Below are 20,076 nucleotides of genomic sequence, written 5' to 3'. Positions count from 1 at the left end.
ACTTTTAAACCGGATTGATCCCGAACATTGATAAAATCATTTTTTTCCAGCTAACAAAAGGAGCTGTTCTTTTGATAAATAGAGGGCTTTTGATTATGCTTGAAGTATCATGAACATGAAAATTATAAAGGAGTTGGCATGAGGCTCATGGCAGAGAAATGGATAGAAGAATATACCATTCAATCCGTTGATGCGGATTTTCGGGGGGATTGCCGCTGGTCCTCGCTGCTCAGTATTTTGCAAAGGGCGGCAGACCGGCATGTCGAGGCGCTTGGGATCAGTCGCGAGGAGATGATTGAGCGGGGGATGGGCTGGATGCTCATTACGCTTGACCTTGATATGGGGCGAATGCCAAGGGATATGGAGACCGTCCATGTCGAGACCTGGAGCCGCGGCTCCAAGGGGGCTCTGTGGCATCGGGATTATCGGATAAAAAATGCTGACGGAGAAAAGCTGGGTGAAGCCCGCTCGGTATGGGCGCTGGTGGATATTCACAAACGGAAAATCCTGCGTCCCTCCATGTTCCCGTATGAGGTGCCGATCGGTAAAGAATCGGTAGGAGAGCTGCCAAACAAAGCCGTATTGGCTGAAGGCGTACAGCTTGCAGAGGCCTATACGTATAAAGTTCGATACAGTGGAATTGATGTGAACGGGCATCTGAATAATGCCCGGTATGCGGATCTGTGCTTCGATGTGCTGGACGAGCAGGAGCTACAGGAAGGGAAAGTGACGGGCTTCAAGATTACATATCACAACGAGGCCAGACTCGGAGATACGATGCTCCTCAGCCGTTCGGCTGAAGAGAACAGCAGGGTGTATGTGCAAGGCACTTCACCTGACGGGATAAACTTTTTTGAAGCGGCTATCGTTAGGGAACCATAAACCATCAGGCTGCTAATCCGGATAGGAGGGGAAGTGCCTGACGCTGCACGGAGGGAGAGCCTGATGTACAAAATCATGGTCGTAGAGGATGACCCGAAGCTGGCGGGGTTGCTGCAATCGCATATCGAAAGGTACGGCAACGAAGCGATTATTGTTGAGGATTTCGATCAGGTGCTGGAACAGTTCCAGGAGCTGAAGCCGCATGTGGTTCTGCTGGATGTGAATCTGCCGAGCTTTGACGGATACTATTGGTGTCGTCAAATTCGGTCGTTATCCACCTGCCCCATTATTTTCATATCTGCCAGAAGCGGAACCCCGGATCAATTAAGAGCCCTTGAGAACGGAGCGGACGATTATATTACGAAGCCATTTGCCTACGATATCGTCATTGCCAAAATCCACAGTCAGTTGCGGCGCGTATATGGCGATTATGCGACAGCATCCGCCGAACGAACGGTGGAGAAGGACGGGCTTGTCCTGTATCCCGAGCGAATGGAGATGAGTTTGGACGAACGGACCTCCGTTCTCACGAAAAAGGAAACGATTCTCCTCGAGACGCTGCTAAGCCGGAGTCCCCGCCTTGTTACGCGCGAGACCATTCTGGAGAAGTTATGGGATGATACCTTTGTTGATGATAATACGCTCAGCGTCAATATTAACCGGGTACGGAAACGGCTTGCCGAGCTGGGCATTGAGGATGCCCTTGAAACGGTCCGCGGCTCGGGATACCGACTTCATACGGTGTGGAAGAGGCAGTCATGAAAAAGCTGTTCTGGCGAGAGCATCTGCCGCTGATTATGTTCACGCTTGCAGCGCTGTTTGTGGTGCTGCTCGTTTTCTGGTATGACGGTTATGATCATCCGGTAACAGCTGCCTATGCGGTTTTTCTTGGTTTAACCATTCTGGGGGGATACTTGGCTTTCCGGTATTTCACGCACCGGGATTTCTATGAGCGGCTGTCACAGCCCATCCGATCGCTGGAGGAATCGATAAAGCATAATGAATCCGCTCCCCTGCCAACCGCTCTCAGCGAGCTTATGGAAGAACAGTACCGTCAATACCGCACGGTCATGGAGGAGTGGGAGCGACGGCGCAAAGAGCATATGATCTTCATGAATCAGTGGGTGCATCAGATGAAAACGCCGCTCTCGGTCATTGAGATGATCACGCAGGAGGACGATAACGATTCGTTCAAGAGCATTTCCGAGGAATCCGACCGAATCCGGCGGGGGCTTGAGATGGTGCTGTATATGTCCAGGCTCGAAACTTTCGAGCAGGATTTCAGCGTAGAGCCGGTACATCTGAACCAGATAGCTGTCGACGCGGTTCATGAGAACAAGCGCTTCTTCATCCATAGTCATGTATATCCCGAACTGCTGGTGGATCCAGACCTTATGGTTCAGACGGATGCCAAGTGGCTGCGGTTTATTATGCTGCAGCTGCTCTCCAATGCCATTAAATATTCTGCCGGTACCGGATTCAAGGTGACGATTCAAGCTCGCCGCTCGGAGGATGGCCGTCATGTGATGCTGGAGATCACGGACCGGGGAATGGGAATTCCAAAGTCCGATATGAACCGGGTGTTCGACCCGTTCTATACCGGGGAGAACGGCCGCAAGCTGAAGGAGTCCACAGGCATGGGCTTATACCTCGTCAAGGAGGTCATCCAGAAAATGAACCACCGGATTGAGCTGGAATCCGAGCCGGGGAAAGGCACAACCGTGAGGCTGATTTTCTAGGGATGAGGCTTATTTCATTGATCGCGTTATTCTCGTTAGAGATGCAGCTGCGGGAAGATCAAGCATGATTCTGTTCCGCTCTGCGCCCCGGATTTGTCATATCGAGGCTGTACTGGAGCCATAGCAAGCCATAGCATACAAGATGTTAAGCTAGGAGCCTTATCTCGGGAAATGACTTCGGATGAAGACATCTGTCAGAGATAAGGTTTTTTCTTATGGTTAAGTATGTATTGACGTCTTTCAGATTTGGGGAAAAGTGAATCTTACACCGATGTAAGACTGGTGAAAGAGTGATCGATAGGAGAAGGCCGGGGGATGCTATACACTAACCTTACAAGATTACGAAATAACGAGAGTGAGGTTTAACAAGATGGAAATATTGAACGTCCGCAATCTGGGCAAAGTCTACAAGGCCGCGGTGTCACACGAGGCGCTTTCCAATATCAATTTGAGCATCAACGAAGGGGAGTTCGTTGGCATTATGGGACCTTCCGGCAGCGGGAAAACGACGCTGCTTAACATGATATCCACCATCGACCGTCCCACATCCGGTGAGATCAGCATTGGCGGGAAAGATCCGTTTCGTCTGTCACAGGATCAATTGGCGATGTTCCGCCGCCGCGAGCTCGGGTTTGTCTTCCAGTCCTTCAATCTGCTTAATACACTGACGGTGAAGGAGAATATTCTGCTGCCACTGGCGCTGGACGGTGTCGATCTGGACGAGATGAACCGACGGGTCGGCGTGCTGGCAGAGAAGCTGGGCATTACATCGATTCTGGATAAGCGGACCTATGAAATTTCAGGGGGACAGGCACAGCGGACAGCTGTAGCGCGGGCGATGATCCACGTTCCGAAGCTGGTGCTTGCGGATGAACCGACGGGGAATCTGGATTCCAAATCCGCGCGCGACGTCATGGAGATCATGGATCGCAGAAACAAGGAAGACAAAGTGACCATGCTGCTGGTCACCCATGATCCGTTGGCCGCAAGTTACTGCAATCGGGTGGTGTTTATCAAGGACGGTCAATTGTACAACGAGATCACGTACGGTGACAGCCAGTCGGCTTTTTATCAGAAAATTATCAACGTGTTATCGCTGCTGGGGGGTTCGGGACATGAATTTTCGCCAGTTCGCCATTAATAATGTCCTGCGCAGCAAGCGCACATATATCGCCCACTTTCTGAGCAGTGCCTTCTCTGTCATGATTTTCTTTACTTATGGCCTGCTCTCGTTTCACCCGCAGCTCAAGGACGGCTTGGTCTCCTCCAGCGGAACCCTGAGCATGCTGGGAACCATGGGCATGACGGTATCCCAATATATTGTGTTTGTCTTTTCATTCTTTTTCCTGCTGTATTCCGTTGGGGCCTTTATCAAGGTTCGGAAGAAGGAATTCGGCATACTGATGATACTCGGAATGTCCCGCAAACAGTTGAATCGGATGCTGTTTATCGAAAATATTTTGATTGGCGCTGCTGCGATCATCGCCGGTATGGGAATCGGCATGCTGTTCTCAAAGCTCATTCTGTTAATCAGCGCCAAGCTGATGGCTGTGGATCAGGGCCTGCCGTTTTATTTTCCACTCCAAGCGCTTGTGATGACGGCAGTGGCTTACGCCGTGTTGTTCTTGCTCATTGCCTTGTTCTCCTCGCTTATGCTCCGTAAGGGCACGCTGCTCGCTCTTGTCAAAGCGGAGGAAAGCCCCAAGCCCCAGCCGAAAGCCTCACCCTGGCTGGCTGTGCTCGCCGTTTTCCTGATTGCTGCGGGATACGGCATGGTTATGGCCTTTGCCATTCTCCAAATTTTCAATCTATTGCTGCTGCTGGGCGGTGTTGTATTGGTCATCACGGGCACGTATTTTCTCTTCACCCAGTTCAGCGTTTATTTCATGCGGTACTTGCAGAAGAGGGAACGATTCTTTTTTCGCAAAACCAACCTGCTGACGGTATCGGAGCTGCTGTACAGAATCAAGGACAATGCAGTGATGTTTTTCCTTGTATCGGTCATTTCGGCATCCGCCTTTACCGGCATTGGGACGACGCTGGCGATTGGGGATCCGGGCTTGTCTGCGATGGAGAACCCTTATGCTTACACATATTCCATGTATGACGAGGATGAGGATAAAGGGAATCGGCATCTGGATATCATCAGGGAGGAGCTCAAGAAGGGAGGACTGGATTATAAGGAGGCAGAGGTTACCCCGATTTTCACGGATAACGGGGTTAAGCTAATTAAGCTGAGCGAATATAACGGTCTCATTCAATCGCTGGGTTTCCCGGCAGAAACATTGGGCGATCTGGAAGGAATTCTGACTCCGGGAACGGTCTCGGAGAAGAACAGCTACCGCATCGACGGTCCTTTGTCTGATCAGTTCGAGGTATTAAACGGCAAAACATCGGAAATCGTCAAGGTGCTCAAGGCCGAAACGTTCATTGCGGTACCCGAAAGCTACGGGGAGACGCTGGTTGTATCCGACCGCTTGTACGAGGATGCGCTGCAGGCACAGCAGGACCAAGAATACGGTTATGCGGCCTACCATACATTTTACGTGCAGGATTGGAAGAATACCGGGGACGTGTCCAGATCGATTCTGGAACGTTTTAACGAGAATGAAGACAACAGTTATTATCTAAAATCGTTGTATTTCGATTGGAAAAACGCCCAGCAGCAGAACGGCATCTTACTCATGGTAAGCGGATTGGTTGGCATCGTCTTCTTTACCTTTGCAGCAAGCTTTGTCTATTTCCGCCTGTATGCGGATCTTGCACGGGATGAACAGCAATATCGCATGATTGCCAAGGTCGGTCTCAGTAAAAAAGAGCTTGGCATCATCATCACCAAGCAGCTTGTCATCATGTTCTTCCTTCCGATGCTCATTGCACTGATCCATAGCGGCGTTGCCTTCGTTGCCCTTCAGCAGTTGGTCGACTTCTCCATTGTAGGTCACAGTTTGAAGATTTTTATCTTCTTCCTTAGCATACAGATCATGTATTTCTTTATTACTCGATGGCGTTACCTGGAGCGTCTCAACAAAATGATTCAGTAGCATTCCCCCTGTTTCCTCGTTGAAAAGTGTCAAAACGGGTATGTTATTACAAGAAGCACTTTATAACGAGGATGGGGGCGACTTTTCATAATGAATGATCACAGTATGTTAAAGACGGGTGCGATAGAGTCTGAAGAGATTGTGCCGGATATCCTTTCTATGCGCACCGTGATGGTGAACATCCAGATGATTGGCCTGCCGAGTTCAGGTGATTGGGTATTGGTGGACAGCGGCCTGGGTAATTTTGAAGATGCGATTGCAGAGGCAGCAGAAAAAAGGTTCGCTCGTCCGCCTGTCTGTATTGTACTTACGCACGGCCATTTTGACCATGTTGGCAATGTGAAGGCATTGTCGGACCGCTGGGGCGTACCTGTCTACGCTCACCGGAACGAAATGCCGTTCCTGACTGGAGATGAGGATTACCCTCCAGCAGATCCAAGCGTGGGCGGTGGATTAATGGCCCGTGTCGCCCCGATGTATCCTCATAAAGCGATCGATCTGGGCTCACGAATTCGTCCATTGCCCCATGATGGCACGGTGCCGAATCTCGCTGATTGGCGGTGGATTCATACACCAGGGCATAGTCCCGGTCATATCTCCCTGTATCGCGCTACAGATGGCGTTCTTATTGCCGGAGATGCTGTCATTACGGTGAAGCAGGAATCCGCATTAGCTGTCATAGGGCAGGAGAAGGAGCTGCATGGCCCACCGATGTACTTTACACCGGACTGGGACCTTGCAAAGGAATCGGTTCGCCGCCTGGCTGAATTAAAACCCCGGATTCTAATAACTGGACACGGCGTGTCGATGAACGGGGATGAGATGAGGGATTCGCTGGATCGGCTGGCCCGAGAGTTCAACCGCCTTGCCGTTCCCGATCATGGACGATACGTTAATAAAGATATGAACTGAATGGGATGGAAATCTATAGGATAGGATTCAGCTTCATGATATGAAATATTAACAGGGTTACGTGGACACCGTTGGGACAAACTCCCTGCGGTGTTTTGGCGTGCTCCAGGTCGGCATCCAGGGCGATTTCTCCATCATTGAGGAGTTGAAGAACCAGGGCTGCCCGATATGTGCCAGCCATACGTTTGCCTGGCTCGCGAAGCGAACGATCTGATTCATTTTTGTGGAAATAAACGAAGGGAGGTTATAATAGGGGAACAGAGGAAGGGGAGGGCTATGAAAGTATTAGTATTGGCTGAGAAGCCGTCCGTCGCGAAGGAAATTGCCAGAGTGATGGGCAGCCGAGAGAAGCAGAAGAATTATTTTGAAGGACCGAAATATATTGTGACCTGGGCGCTTGGGCATTTGGTAGGTCTTGCAGAACCCGAGGATTATGATAAGAAATATCAAACCTGGGTGCTGGAGGATTTGCCGATCCTGCCGGATAACACCAGGCTTAAAGTGCTTAAGGAAACCAGCCACCAGTTCAAGACGGTGCAGCATCTGATGAAGCGACAGGATGTCGGGGAGATGATCATTGCTACCGATGCCGCCCGCGAAGGGGAACTGCTTGCTCGCTGGATTCTGAAAATGGCGAAGTGGAACAAGCCGTTCAAGCGGTTATGGATTTCTTCCCAGACCGATAAGGCAATCAAGGAAGGGTTCGCATCGCTGAAGCCGGGACAGCAGTTTGATCGACTGTATGAGTCCGCACGCTGCCGGGCGGAAGCCGATTGGATGGTTGGCCTCAATGTGACGCGTGCGCTTACGACCAAATTCAATGCTCAGCTGTCGGCAGGCCGGGTTCAGACGCCAACGCTCGGAATGATCATGGACCGTGAGAAGGAGATTGTCCATTTCCGCTCCCAAGAGTATGAGACACTGCAGGCCGATCTGGGAGGCTTCGAGGTTTCGTGGCGTCCGGCGGGCGGAGACGGTCGTCTGTTTGAGAAGGATAAGGCCGCGAAGCTGAAGTCGAAGCTGGAAGGCAGCACCGGGAAAATCACCAGCGTGAAGAAGAGCGAGAAAAACGAGCCGCATCCGCTGGCTTACGATTTGACCGAACTGCAGCGGGATGCCAACCGCAGGTTCGGGTTCTCGGCCAAGCAGACCTCGAATGTGCTGCAGCGCCTGTATGAACAGCATAAGCTGGTCACTTACCCGCGTACGGACAGCCGCTATCTGACATCCGATATGGTGGGGACGTTGAAGGAGAGATTGTCGAGCATTGCGATAGGACCTTATGCATCGCTTGCACGTCCATTGCTGCGCAAAAATATATCGCCAGGCAAACGGGTTGTGGATGATAGCAAGGTAACGGACCATCATGCAATCATTCCAACCGAGCAAACCGTGCTGCTTAATCAGCTGTCTGTTGATGAGCGGAAGCTGTACGATCTCATCGTGCGCCGCTTCATCAGCCTATTCTATCCTCCTGCCCGGTACGATAACGTATCGGTAACCGTGCAGATTGAAGGAGAGCTGCTCTACGCGAAAGGGACAACGATCAAGGACAGCGGATGGCGTGAGGTCTATGGCGGTGATTATGATGATGACGGCGATGATGAGCCTGAGGATGCCCAGGGTGCGTCCTCAGGCAAACTCCTGCCTGAACTGAAGGAAGGAGAGACGGTGAAGGTGGTTCGCTGCGTGCTGAAACCGGGACGGACACAGCCGCCCAAGCGCTACAACGAGGCGGCACTGCTCTCGCAGATGGAGAAGCACGGTCTTGGAACACCTGCGACCCGGGCGGACATCATTGAGAAGCTGGTTAGCTCGGACACCATCGAACGGCAGGGGCAATCCCTGCATCCGACAGGTAAGGGCAAGCAACTGATTGAGCTTGTTGCTCCAGAGCTGAGAACACCGGAGCTTACGGCACGCTGGGAGGCTGAGCTGGAGCGGATCGCGAAGGGGCAAGGCAAGCCGGAGCCGTTCCTGCGTGGCATTCGGGACATGACCAAGAAACTGGTCACCGACGTTAAGGGAAGCGACGCGGAATATAAGCCGCATAATGTCTCGAACAGCCACTGTCCGGACTGCGGTACAAGGCTGCTGGAGAAGAAGACCAAGCGCGGCAAGCTGCTGGTCTGCCCGAGCGAAGATTGCGGATATAAGCGTTCCGGTGAGAAACGTCTGTCAAACCGTCGCTGCCCGCAGTGCCATAAGAAGATGGAGATGAAAGAAGGCAAGGCGGGAATGTTTGTGCAGTGCCTTGGCTGCGGCATTACCGAAACGCTGAAGCAGGACGCCAAACATGTGAACAAACGGGAGGAACGGAAGCTCGTACAGCAATTCAGCAAACAGGAGTCGATCGGTTCGAATCTGGGCGACCTGTTGAAAGCAGCTCTTGAACAGAAGGGCAAGGAGTAGTCGGCTGTTTATGAGACCTCAGATGCTCGAAATGCTTTTTTTCTTGCCGCTGTTAGCATAACCTCCGGCGCAATGGCCCATTCTACGGACAGGGGGTGATTTGCATGCCGAATCATAAAGCGAGAAAAACCGAAAATCAGCAGAACAAATCAAGCATTCTTGAGGAGAGTAAAACCCTCAAACCGAAAAAGGCTGCAGACTATGTACCAAGCCTGAACGAAATACCCAAGAATGAATCTTGAGCTTTCGTAACGGTCGAATGATTCGATTATCTTAGTTGTCATTGTGCTGGGCATCGGGGAGTCGGTTCTTGCCGGCAGACCGGTGTCCTCGTAATGGCATTCGCGGATGATGCGGCGGCAGGGCTGATTAGCCGGGCATTGTCTTCATTAGCCTGCGGTTTTATAATGATGGTAGAACTAATGGCTGATTGAGCAGCATGGATCAGTTGAAATGGGGGTGCGTGAGCCAACGTGAGACCTGCACTGATCGTTTGGTTTATTTTTATCAATGCGGTAGCCTATCTGGTCATGTCCGAGGATAAGCGGCGTGCCCGGTTGGGACGGGATCGTGTTCCGGAGAGAACGCTCTTTTTGCTGGCTGCAATTGGCGGTGCCTTGGGCGTATGGATTGCGATGTACCGCAAACGTCATAAGACACGGCATTTATCTTTTAAAATCGGAGTACCGCTGTTATTAATCGTGAACGTTGCGCTGTATACGTACTTCTGGGGTTGAAGTCGGATTAGCCTGGTTTTTACATAAGGGGACAGCCGAACAGCAAGTCAGTTAGCTCGTTTCATATGGGTATGAAGTTGTTTAATAATAAGTAGTAGGTCTTTTAACAACAGAAAGAGGTGGCCTGTATGCTTTTTACTAAAATTCTTCTAGCTTACGACGGCTCCAAGGCAGCGAATAAAGCACTCGGACGTGCGGTTGAACTTGCGAAGGTAACGCCGGGAGCTGCGCTGGATGTCATTCATGCTTACGATTTTCCGCGTTTTTTCGTTGGGGAAGGGCTAGCTCCGATTCCAGCTTCACTCAATAAAGATGTTTACGATCTTGCCGTGCAGACGACTGAGGAGATCCGCGAGCGAATTGAGAATTCTGGCGTGCCTGGTCAGGTGGAGATGATTCAGGGTCCTCCGGCTGAAGTTATTCTGGAGTATGCAGATCAGAACGGCAGTGACCTGATCGTTATCGGCAGCCGCGGTCTTGGCGGTATTCGCGAGTTTGTGCTCGGGAGTGTCAGCCATAACGTGGTGCAGCATGCAACGGTTCCAGTATTGGTCGTGAAATAATGATGTTGGGGACGCTGAGAGCGTCCCTTTTTTTATAAAGATAAGACAGTATAAACGTCAGAGGCTTTCCATTCTTATCTCGCAAGATAAACTCCCCCCCAGATGTCGGATGATAAGATTTCGACACTAGCCCCCATCTTTCGTGTAAGTAACTACAATTAAAGAGCAGAATACGGTCTTATTTTATTCTGCGATACTTTTCCCTTACCCTCAATGCAGCAGCAAAAAAATCTCCATTGAATATGCTCCAGCGGAGCGGACGAATCGTGGATGGAGAAGCGCCAGCGTTCGCCTTTAAACACGGGAAACATCCATTATAGTTCAATCCAGTTTCCCGTGTTTAACAGCGATCGGAATCACGATGCGTCAGCGCAGCGCTGCCAATTGCTCAACATGTACTGCTTACAGCTTTTCATATCCACCAATTGGCAGGCCTTATAAAGTCCGCAGTCTCCAAGAAGTTTTTGCTGCTGCACGCCTCACTTGCCAGATACGAACATTATTTTTTATGCAAATCTGATTGTTCGTGTTTAGGTTGACACTAGGTGTCAGAAATTGATAAACTGAGGATGTTGAGGTTCAAAATAACTTATGAAGCGTGATTGATGAAATTTAATATTTCTCGTATAAAACCGGGGATATGGCCCGGAAGTCTCTACCCGAAAACCGTAAATTTTCGGACTACGAGGGAATACAAACGGTGCGGCAACAACGGGGCCTGACTTCTTGTTTGCCTCTTTGGCGGCGGATGCGAATGACTCTTCTGCTTGGAGCAGCAGCGTTCGTAATCCTTGTATGTCCGAGACCTGCACAGATTTTGTGTTTACGGGATCGGACTTTTTTCAGTGGTCAGCAACGAATTGTCGAATTTCGAAGAAAGCGGGGGTAACTCATGTCAGCACAAGTAGGAGTTATTATGGGAAGCAAATCGGATTGGGATACGATGTCCCATGCATGCGAGGTGTTAGACGAGCTTGAAATTCCGTATGAGAAAAAAGTCGTATCTGCTCACCGCACACCGGACCTGATGTTCCGTTATGCCGAGGAAGCGGAGGGCCGGGGGCTTCGCGTCATTATCGCCGGAGCTGGTGGAGCCGCGCACCTGCCTGGTATGGTCGCATCCAAGACGGTATTGCCGGTCATCGGCGTTCCGGTTAAATCCAAAGCGCTGAAGGGTCTGGATTCATTGCTGTCGATCGTACAGATGCCAGGGGGCATTCCGGTAGCGACCGTAGCCATCGGCAAAGCGGGGGCCACTAACGCTGGACTTCTCGCAGCTCAAATACTGGGTACTTCGGATGCAGGGATTCGTGAAAGAGTGCAGGCGCGTCGTGACCGTATTCGTGACGAAGTGCTGGAAAGCAGCAATAACTTATGATGGAGAACGGAACACAGCAGACAACCGGATCCGGTAAAAAGCTCTTGCCTGGTTCCGTCATTGGCGTTCTGGGCGGCGGCCAGCTTGGACGGATGATCGCGCTGGACGGCATCCGGATGGGTTATTCGTTCGTCACGCTGGACCCGACGCCGAACTCGCCGCTCGGTCAGATGGCTGAGCAGATTACGGCAGGTTACGATGATGTCGAAGCTGCACGTCAATTGGCAGAGAGTGCTGATGTCATTACGTACGAATTCGAGAATGTCGATGCGGGCGTAGCCAAGCTTCTGGAGGAGCAGTCTTATGTTCCGCAAGGAAGCAAGCTGCTCTATACCACGCAGCACCGTTTGCGTGAGAAGGCGGCAATTGAAGCCGCAGGCGTGCCGGTTGCACCGTATCGTGAGATAACAAGCCTTACAGATTTGCAGTCCGCCGCCACTGAGCTTGGACTTCCGTGCGTGCTTAAGACCGCTACGGGAGGTTATGATGGTAAAGGGCAGGCGGTTCTCCGCAGCGAGGATGAGCTGGGGTCGGCTTATAGGGAGCTGGCAGCCAGTGGAACGGAGCTCGTATTGGAGAAGTTTGTGAAGTTTGCGTGCGAGATTTCCGTGATCGCTGCACGCACCCCAAGCGGTATCGTGAAGAGCTTTCCGCCGGCAGAGAACGTGCACGTCAACAATATTTTGCACTTGTCGGTTGTACCTGCGCGTGTGCAAAGCGACGTTCAGCGCAGGGCCTGTCAGCTCGCGGAACGCGTGGCTGAAGGCTTAGGAGCGGTTGGCCTGCTGGCCGTGGAGATGTTTGTGACCGAGGATGGCGAGCTGTACGTGAACGAGCTTGCACCACGTCCGCACAACTCGGGCCACTACACGATGGAGGCTTGCTCAACTTCCCAATTCGAGCAGCATGTGAGAGCCATATGTAATCTCCCACTCGGAGATACCACGCTGCTGAGCCCGGTTGTTATGGTGAATGTGCTCGGCCAGCATCTGGAGGAGGTCGTGCAGCGCTTCGGTAATGAGGATACGCTGGCAGAGTCTCTGGGTGTTGTGCCTAAACTTCATCTGTACGGCAAGAGCGAGGCGAAGCTTAACCGCAAGATGGGACATATCAACCTCTTGTGCGGGGATGTGGATGCCGCCCTGGAATGGGTGGAGAAAATGAATATTTGGAGGCAGGATTAAACGATGATTGAACGTTACAGCAGACCGGAAATGCGAGCGATTTGGACCGAGGAGAACAAATTCAGAGCGTGGCTGGAAGTGGAACTGTGCGCATGTGAGGCATGGGCAGACCTTGGCGTCATTCCGAAGGAAGACACCGTTAAACTTCGACAGAATGCGACTTTTGATATGGATCGGATATATGAGATTGAACAGGAAACCCGCCATGATGTCATCGCCTTTACCCGCGCGGTATCGGAGAGCCTGGGCGAGGAACGGAAATGGGTCCACTATGGATTGACTTCGACGGACGTGGTGGATACCGCGATGGGGTATCTGCTCAAGCAGGCTAACGATATTTTGGAGCAGGACATCCTGCGCTTTATCGGTATTTTGAAAGAGAAGGCACTGGCCTACAAACATACCCCGATGATGGGCAGAACGCATGGTGTTCATGCTGAACCTACAACGTTTGGTCTGAAAATGGCGCTGTGGCATGAAGAGATGATCCGCAATCTGGAGCGCTTCCGCCATGCGGCTGACGGCGTCCAATACGGTAAAATCTCGGGGGCGGTCGGAACATATGCCAACATCGATCCTTCCGTAGAAGAATTCGTATGCCGCAAGCTCGGCACGAAGGCAGCGCCGATCTCGACCCAGACGCTGCAGCGTGACCGTCATGCGGAATACATGGCAACCCTGGCACTCATCGCTACATCGCTTGAGAAGTTTGCAACTGAGGTTCGCGCATTGCAGAAGAGTGAGGTTCGCGAGGTAGAAGAAGCATTCGCTAAAGGTCAAAAGGGTTCTTCCGCGATGCCGCACAAACGCAATCCAATCGGTTCGGAAAACATCTCGGGCCTGGCGCGCGTCATTCGCGGTCACATGGTGTCCGCCTACGAGAACGTGCCGCTCTGGCATGAGCGGGATATCTCCCACTCCTCGGTAGAGCGCATCATCCTGCCGGATGCGACGATGCTGCTGAACTACATGCTGAACCGCTTCGGCAATATCGTGAAGAACCTGACGGTATTCCCGGAGAACATGAAGCGCAACATGGCTCGCACCTATGGCGTTCCCTTCTCGGGCCGCATCCTGACGAAGCTGATCGATAAAGGCTTCAGCCGCGAGCAAGCGTACGATACCGTTCAACCGCGCGCCATGCAGGCATGGGAAGAGCAGCGCCAATTCCGCGAGATCGTGGAAGCCACGCCTGAGATCACCGAGGTGCTCAGCGCTGAGGAGATTGAGGATGCATTTAATCCAAGCTGGCACCTGAAGCATGTGGATACGATTTTTGCCAAGCTGGGGCTGGAGTAAGGATGTCGGTATAAGAAGTTCTACAGCGGAGAAGGCGGAATTGTTTTGTAGAAGCGATAGCGGTCCCCTTTGCCCCCGGATTTTAACCTTTGAATCATATTCATGGAAATCTGGGGGCAACAGGGATCGGAAAAACAATCCGCATTCGTAGTGATGAACAAGCTAAAGATCTTTAGTCCACATGATACTGAGCATTCTATTTTTCATCCGACAGAAATACAGGGAGCGACAGTCTCAGATTGAGATATACGTCGCCCCAAGGGGAGGAACACATGACATTACCGGCATTATCGACCGCCACTCATCTGGTCAACGTACCGCTGCTGTACAAGGGCAAGGTGCGTGAATTGTACGACCTGGGGGAGCACGTACTCATCGTCGTCACCGATCGCATTTCCGCTTTTGACTATGTGCTGGAGCCGCCTGTACCGGCCAAAGGAACCGTGCTGAACAAGCTGAGTGCTTTCTGGTTTGGGCAAACGGAACAGCTTATCAGCAATCATGTTGTGCATACGGACGTGAATCTCCTGGGTGATGCCGTCAAGGATAAGGCGCTGCTCGATGGCCGAATCATGGTGTGCCGCAGAGCCGAGCGCATCGATATCGAATGCGTCGTCCGCGGATATATTACCGGCGGCGGCTGGAGGCAGTATCAGTCCACGGGCGAGGTTAACGGTATTAAGCTGCCGGAGGGCATGCGCAAGAATGAGGCTTTTCCCAAGCCGATCTTCACGCCGGCTGCCAAGAACGATGTCGGTCATGATGAAGATATTTCGCTTGATCGGATGCAAGAGCTTGTCGGTGAAGAGCTCGCATTGCAGCTGCAGGATCGCAGCCTCATGCTCTACAAGTTCGCCCGCGACTATTGCAGCAAGCACAGCATTATTTTGGCAGATTGCAAATTTGAGTTCGGTTTGATCGATGGAGAGATCGTGCTGATCGACGAGATTTTTACGCCGGATTCCTCCCGTTTCTGGGATGTGAACCATTATGCGCTCGACATTGAAATTGACAGTATGGATAAGGAGCCGGTGCGCACGTACCTCGCTTCGTCCGACTGGGATAAGAACAGTGAACCGGGTCCCCTGCCGCAAGCCGTGGTGGAGGAAACAACACGCCGCTACACTGATATTTACAGCCGAATCACGGGTGTCAGCGTGTAAGCTTTTATAAACCATTTCATTCATATATACCGAGGAGGAACAGGAAACAATGTTGAAAGCAAAGGTCTACGTCACGATTAAACAGAGCGTATTGGACCCTCAAGGGGTAGCGGTACAGGGTGCACTTCATTCAATCGGATATAAGGAAGTAGAGAGTCTTCGCATCGGTAAATATATGGAGCTTGAGCTGGGTACGGATAACCGTGAGGAAGCCGAGCAGCGTGTGAAAGAAATGTGCGAGAAGCTTCTGGCCAATACGGTGGTTGAGAACTACCGTTATGAATTGGAGGGCTAAACCGATGAGATTTGCAGTGCTGGTCTTTCCTGGCTCGAATTGCGACATTGACTGTTATAAGGCGGTAGAAGAGACGATTGGTCAGCCGGTGGATTACGTATGGCATACGGCAACCGACCTTTCCCCATATGATTGTATTTTGGTACCCGGCGGATTCTCCTACGGAGATTATCTGCGGTGTGGTGCGATTTCCCGGTTCGCCCCGGTTATGAATGAAGTGGCGAAGGCGGCGGAAGAGGGCAAGTATATTCTTGGCATCTGCAACGGATTTCAGATTTTGACGGAAGCGGGACTCCTTCCAGGGGCTCTGCGCCGCAACGATTCGATGAAATTCCGCTGCCATGACAGTGTGCTGAAAGTGAACAATAATACGACGCCATTTACGCGCGATTATGCAGAAGGGCAAGAGATTGTCATTCCGATCGCCCATGGTGAAGGCAACTATTACTGTGATGAAGAAACGCTTCAAAAGCTCCGGGACAACCGGCAAATCGTATTTACGTATCAAAACAATCCGAACGGCTCGGTAGAGGATATCGCAGGCATCTGCAACGAGCGCGGCAACGTAATCGGCATGATGCCGCATCCGGAGCGCGCGGTGAGCAGTCTGCTCGGCTCGGATGACGGCAAGGCAATGTTCACATCCATATTACAGGCATGGAGGGATACTCATGGCGCAGCAAACGTCCGTTAAGGAACCGACAGCAGAACAGATCGCAGAGTTTCAGATTTATAAGCAGATGGGAGTTTCGGACAGCGAGTATGAGCTGATCTGTTCCTTCATGGGACGCAAACCGAATTATACGGAAATCGGCGTGTTTAGTGTCATGTGGTCCGAGCATTGTGCTTATAAAAATTCCAAGCCGCTCCTTCGTCGCTTCCCGACAAGCGGTCCGCGCGTCCTGATGGGACCAGGCGAAGGCGCAGGGATCGTGGATATCGGCGACAACCAGGCGGTTGTATTCAAAATCGAAAGCCACAACCATCCGTCCGCGGTTGAGCCTTATCAAGGCGCAGCTACGGGTGTGGGCGGCATTATTCGCGATATTTTCTCTATGGGGGCAAGACCGGTTGCGATCCTGAACTCGCTTCGCTTCGGCAAGCTCGAGAGCGATCGCGTGAAATATTTGTTTGAGCACGTTGTATCCGGTATTGCAGGTTATGGCAATTGCATCGGAATCCCGACGGTAGGCGGCGAGGTTGTATTCGATGAGAGTTATGAAGGCAATCCGCTGGTCAATGCGATGTGTGTCGGCATTATCGACCATGACAAGATTCAGCGCGGTGTGGCAAAAGGGGTAGGTAATCCGGTCTTCTATGTTGGACCTCCAACCGGACGCGATGGCATTCACGGCGCGACCTTCGCTTCCGTTGAGCTGACGGAGGAATCCGAAGCGAACCGTACGGCCGTTCAGGTCGGTGATCCGTTCATGGAGAAGCTGGTCATGGAATCCTGCCTGGAGCTGATCGATTCCGGCATCGTGCTGGGCATTCAGGATATGGGCGCGGCTGGACTGACTTGCTCCAGTGCGGAAATGGCAAGTAAAGCCGGCAATGGTCTTGAACTGTACCTGGACCAGGTGCCTCAGCGTGAAGAGGGCATGACGCCTTATGAAATGATGCTGTCGGAATCCCAGGAACGGATGCTGTTCGTGGTAGAGCCGAAGGATGAAGCTCAAGCTCGCGAAATCTTCGACCGGTGGGGCGTGATCTGCGCCAAAGTCGGCAAGGTAACGGACGATGGCCGCTTGAAGCTGATCCATCATGATGAAGTGGTGGGCGATATGCCGGTGAAAGCACTTGTTGACGAGTGTCCGATCTATGATAAACCATCCCAGGAACCGGCTTACTATAAAGAGCAAGCGGCCGTGGATACACTTCGTTATGAAGAAGTGAAGGATTTGGGCGGTGCCCTTAAGAAGGTGCTGGGCTCACCAAGCCTTGCAAGCAAAGCATGGGTATACAATCAATACGACTACATGGTTCGTACCAGCACGGCGGTTCGTCCGGGTTCGGATGCCGCTGTCGTGACGGTTCATGGAACACGCAAAGCGCTGGCGATGACAACGGATTGCAACGGCCGTTATGTCTATCTCGATCCCGAGCGGGGCGGCAGAATTGCGGTCAGCGAAGCTGCGCGCAATATCGTATGCTCTGGCGCAGAGCCGCTTGCCATTACGGATAACCTGAACTTCGGCAGCCCGGAGAAGCCGGAAATATTCTGGCAGATGGAAAAAGCCGTTGACGGCATGGCCGAGGCTTGTCGCGAGCTCGGAACTCCGGTCATTGGCGGCAATGTCAGCCTCTATAACGAGAACACGAAGGGCGCGATTTATCCGACGCCGGTTGTCGGCATGGTCGGTCTGATCCATGATACGGATCATATTACGACACAAGCTTTCAAGGGGGAAGGCGATGCGATTTATCTGCTGGGCGATACCCTTGCAGAACTGGGCGGCAGTGAGTTCCAAGCGGTCGTTCATGGGGTGTCGGAAGGCAGACCGCCGGAGCTTGACCTCGGTACCGAGAAGAAACTGCTTGACGGCGTACTGAAGGCGATCCAATCCGGTCTGGTTCAATCCGCGCATGACGTGTCGGAGGGCGGCCTTGCAGCAGCACTCGCCGAGAGCTGCATCAGCGGCAATGTCGGTGCAACGGTCGAATGGTCGACCGAGCTTCGCAGCGACGTGGCGCTGTTTAGCGAGAGCCAATCCCGGATCGTGCTGTCGGTATTCGCTGATCATAAGAACGCGCTTGAGAAGCTTCTGCAAGAAGCCGGCGTACCATTTACGGCACTTGGTTTCGTTGGCGGAAGCAAGCTTAGCATTAACATTAACGGTGCTTCTGCGCTGGAAGAATCCGTGGAGGCTTTGAAATCCGTCTGGGAGGATGCCATTCCATGTCTCATGAACTGATGCCCGAAGGACTGTGGACAGGGGATTACTACAATGAGGGAACAGGTCAGAGCGATATATTTGATACATTAAAAGAAGAGTGCGGCGTATTCGGGGTGTTTGGGCATCCCGATGCCGCCTCCCTTTCCTATTACGGGCTTCACGCCCTCCAGCATCGAGGGGAGGAAAGCGCAGGGATCTGCGTGGCCGATGGTGAGAACTTCAATTATCACCGCGGCATGGGGCTTGTGAAGGAAGTGTTCGACAAGGATAAGCTGGAATCGCTGAAGGGCGGGATGTCGATCGGGCATGTCCGTTATTCGACCAGCGGCGACAGTCGGCTGACGAATGCGCAGCCGCTTGTCTTCAAATACCGTGAGGGCAATCTGGCGATTGCCACGAACGGCAACATCGTGAATGAGCCGAAGCTCCGGCGTGAGCTGGAGATGGAGGGCTCTATTTTCCAGACTACGAGTGACACGGAAGTTATTGCGCATCTGATTGCACGATCGCCCAAGGATTTTGTCGAGGCAGCCAAGGATGCATTGAAGCGACTGGTCGGCGGATTCGCCTTCCTGCTCATGACAAACGACAAGCTGCTTGTCGCTTCGGACCCGAACGGACTCCGTCCGCTGACGATGGGACGTCTTGGCGATGCGTATATCTTCACGTCCGAGACGTGCGCGCTTGAAGTGATCGGGGCGGAAGCGATACGTGATGTCGCTCCAGGGGAGCTTCTTATTCTGGATAGAAACGGTCTGCGTGAAGAGCGTTACACGGAAGCCGGCCGCAAAGCGCTATGCGCAATGGAATACATCTATTTCTCCCGTCCGGACAGCGATCTGAACGGTTCAAATCTGCATTCGGCCCGTAAACGGATGGGCAGCAAGATGGCGTTGGAATCGTTCGTGGATGCGGATGTGGTCACAGGCGTGCCAGACTCCAGCATTTCAGCTGCGATTGGTTATGCCGAACAGACGGGCATTCCGTATGAGCTCGGATTGATCAAGAATAAGTACACCGGACGTACGTTCATCCAGCCGAGCCAGGAGCTGCGCGAACAGGGCGTGAAGATGAAGCTGAGCGCTGTACGGCGCGTGGTGGAAGGCAAACGCGTAGTGATGATTGATGACTCCATCGTGCGCGGTACGACGTCCCGCCGGATCGTCAACCTGCTTCGCGAGGCAGGCGCTACCGAAGTGCATGTGCGAATTACGTCGCCGCCATTCAAGAATCCTTGCTTCTATGGCATCGATACACCGGATCGCAGAGAACTGATTGCATCTGAAAAAAGCGTCGAGGAGATTTGCCGTGAGATCAATGCGGACTCCCTGTCGTTCTTGAGCCCGGATGGACTCATATCTGCTATTGGCGGTTATGATGAACACAGCCATAAGGGCGGCTTGTGTATGGCGTGTTTTGACAATGATTACCCGACGCAGATTGATTTTAACGGGGAAGAGAAAATGGGCTGCAGCTGCTAGATTTGCGGTGGACAGCCGTTTTCTTGGGAATACCCTTTAAGCTGATTATTGATTAAGGCCATAAATGTTGTGTGAACGGATACTTTCGTC

19 protein-coding genes and 1 riboswitch are annotated in these 20,076 nt (G+C 52.2%); all 19 genes read left to right on the top strand.

What is annotated here, in order from left to right; all coding sequences use genetic code 11:
* The first annotated feature begins 147 nt into the window (after positions 1-147).
* Complete coding sequence (locus B9D94_RS24215) at positions 148-882, top strand: acyl-[acyl-carrier-protein] thioesterase (RefSeq protein WP_253806033.1); 735 nt, start codon at positions 148-150, stop codon at positions 880-882.
* Between the two features lie 63 nt (positions 883-945).
* Positions 946-1,644: a response regulator transcription factor gene (locus B9D94_RS24210; protein ID WP_006208271.1), complete on the top strand. Its 699-nt coding sequence runs from the start codon at positions 946-948 to the stop codon at positions 1,642-1,644.
* Entirely contained in the window at positions 1,641-2,621 is a 981-nt protein-coding gene (locus B9D94_RS24205) for a sensor histidine kinase (RefSeq protein ID WP_148248165.1), read from the top strand. The genes B9D94_RS24210 and B9D94_RS24205 overlap by 4 nt, the downstream gene beginning before the upstream one ends.
* 370 nt (positions 2,622-2,991) lie before the next feature.
* Positions 2,992-3,762, top strand: coding sequence for an ABC transporter ATP-binding protein (locus B9D94_RS24200; RefSeq protein WP_148248164.1), 771 nt, complete (start codon positions 2,992-2,994; stop codon positions 3,760-3,762).
* Positions 3,737-5,665: an ABC transporter permease gene (locus B9D94_RS24195; RefSeq protein WP_148248163.1), complete on the top strand. Its 1,929-nt coding sequence runs from the start codon at positions 3,737-3,739 to the stop codon at positions 5,663-5,665. Before B9D94_RS24200 ends, B9D94_RS24195 begins: the two co-directional genes overlap by 26 nt.
* 90 nt (positions 5,666-5,755) lie before the next feature.
* A complete protein-coding gene (locus tag B9D94_RS24190) occupies positions 5,756-6,577 on the top strand; it encodes an MBL fold metallo-hydrolase (protein ID WP_148248162.1) in 822 nt (273 codons plus the stop codon).
* A gap of 61 nt (positions 6,578-6,638) precedes the next feature.
* Positions 6,639-6,791 (top strand): hypothetical protein, encoded by a 153-nt coding sequence (locus B9D94_RS31145; RefSeq protein WP_160163977.1) that lies wholly within the window; start codon positions 6,639-6,641, stop codon positions 6,789-6,791.
* A 62-nt stretch (positions 6,792-6,853) separates the two neighbouring features.
* Complete coding sequence (locus B9D94_RS24185) at positions 6,854-8,989, top strand: DNA topoisomerase III (RefSeq protein WP_148248161.1); 2,136 nt, start codon at positions 6,854-6,856, stop codon at positions 8,987-8,989.
* A gap of 104 nt (positions 8,990-9,093) precedes the next feature.
* Positions 9,094-9,231 (top strand): hypothetical protein, encoded by a 138-nt coding sequence (locus tag B9D94_RS31140; RefSeq protein WP_006208278.1) that lies wholly within the window; start codon positions 9,094-9,096, stop codon positions 9,229-9,231.
* A gap of 231 nt (positions 9,232-9,462) precedes the next feature.
* Positions 9,463-9,726, top strand: coding sequence for a DUF1294 domain-containing protein (locus tag B9D94_RS24180; protein WP_063478594.1), 264 nt, complete (start codon positions 9,463-9,465; stop codon positions 9,724-9,726).
* A 128-nt stretch (positions 9,727-9,854) separates the two neighbouring features.
* On the top strand, positions 9,855-10,289 hold the full coding sequence (locus tag B9D94_RS24175) for a universal stress protein (RefSeq protein WP_006208280.1): 435 nt from the start codon (positions 9,855-9,857) through the stop codon (positions 10,287-10,289).
* 602 nt (positions 10,290-10,891) lie between these two features.
* Positions 10,892-10,993, top strand: a riboswitch (purine riboswitch).
* A gap of 188 nt (positions 10,994-11,181) precedes the next feature.
* Complete coding sequence (gene purE / locus B9D94_RS24170; protein WP_006208281.1) at positions 11,182-11,667, top strand: 5-(carboxyamino)imidazole ribonucleotide mutase; 486 nt, start codon at positions 11,182-11,184, stop codon at positions 11,665-11,667.
* The gene (purK, locus tag B9D94_RS24165; RefSeq protein ID WP_148248160.1) at positions 11,664-12,851 is read left to right on the top strand and encodes a 5-(carboxyamino)imidazole ribonucleotide synthase; all 1,188 of its coding nucleotides are present in this window, start codon (positions 11,664-11,666) and stop codon (positions 12,849-12,851) included. The genes purE and purK overlap by 4 nt, the downstream gene beginning before the upstream one ends.
* Positions 12,852-12,854: 3 nt before the next feature.
* Positions 12,855-14,150: an adenylosuccinate lyase gene (purB, locus tag B9D94_RS24160; protein ID WP_006208283.1), complete on the top strand. Its 1,296-nt coding sequence runs from the start codon at positions 12,855-12,857 to the stop codon at positions 14,148-14,150.
* Between the two features lie 272 nt (positions 14,151-14,422).
* Complete coding sequence (locus B9D94_RS24155) at positions 14,423-15,313, top strand: phosphoribosylaminoimidazolesuccinocarboxamide synthase (RefSeq protein ID WP_148248159.1); 891 nt, start codon at positions 14,423-14,425, stop codon at positions 15,311-15,313.
* A gap of 49 nt (positions 15,314-15,362) precedes the next feature.
* Positions 15,363-15,608, top strand: coding sequence for a phosphoribosylformylglycinamidine synthase subunit PurS (gene purS / locus B9D94_RS24150; protein ID WP_006208285.1), 246 nt, complete (start codon positions 15,363-15,365; stop codon positions 15,606-15,608).
* Between the two features lie 4 nt (positions 15,609-15,612).
* On the top strand, positions 15,613-16,302 hold the full coding sequence (gene purQ, locus B9D94_RS24145) for a phosphoribosylformylglycinamidine synthase subunit PurQ (RefSeq protein ID WP_006208286.1): 690 nt from the start codon (positions 15,613-15,615) through the stop codon (positions 16,300-16,302).
* Complete coding sequence (purL, locus tag B9D94_RS24140; protein ID WP_148248158.1) at positions 16,280-18,523, top strand: phosphoribosylformylglycinamidine synthase subunit PurL; 2,244 nt, start codon at positions 16,280-16,282, stop codon at positions 18,521-18,523. The genes purQ and purL overlap by 23 nt, the downstream gene beginning before the upstream one ends.
* Positions 18,508-19,986 carry an amidophosphoribosyltransferase gene (gene purF, locus B9D94_RS24135; RefSeq protein WP_006208288.1) on the top strand — a complete coding sequence of 493 codons (1,479 nt, stop codon included), beginning with the start codon at positions 18,508-18,510 and terminating at the stop codon, positions 19,984-19,986. Before purL ends, purF begins: the two co-directional genes overlap by 16 nt.
* The last annotated feature ends 90 nt before the right edge of the window (positions 19,987-20,076 follow it).

This window comes from Paenibacillus sp. Cedars, assembly GCF_003184205.1.
In the GTDB taxonomy this organism is placed as follows: domain Bacteria; phylum Bacillota; class Bacilli; order Paenibacillales; family Paenibacillaceae; genus Paenibacillus_AQ; species Paenibacillus_AQ glucanolyticus.
Note: the sequence above shows the minus strand (reverse complement) of the source record. Positions and strands in the feature narration are given on the sequence as shown.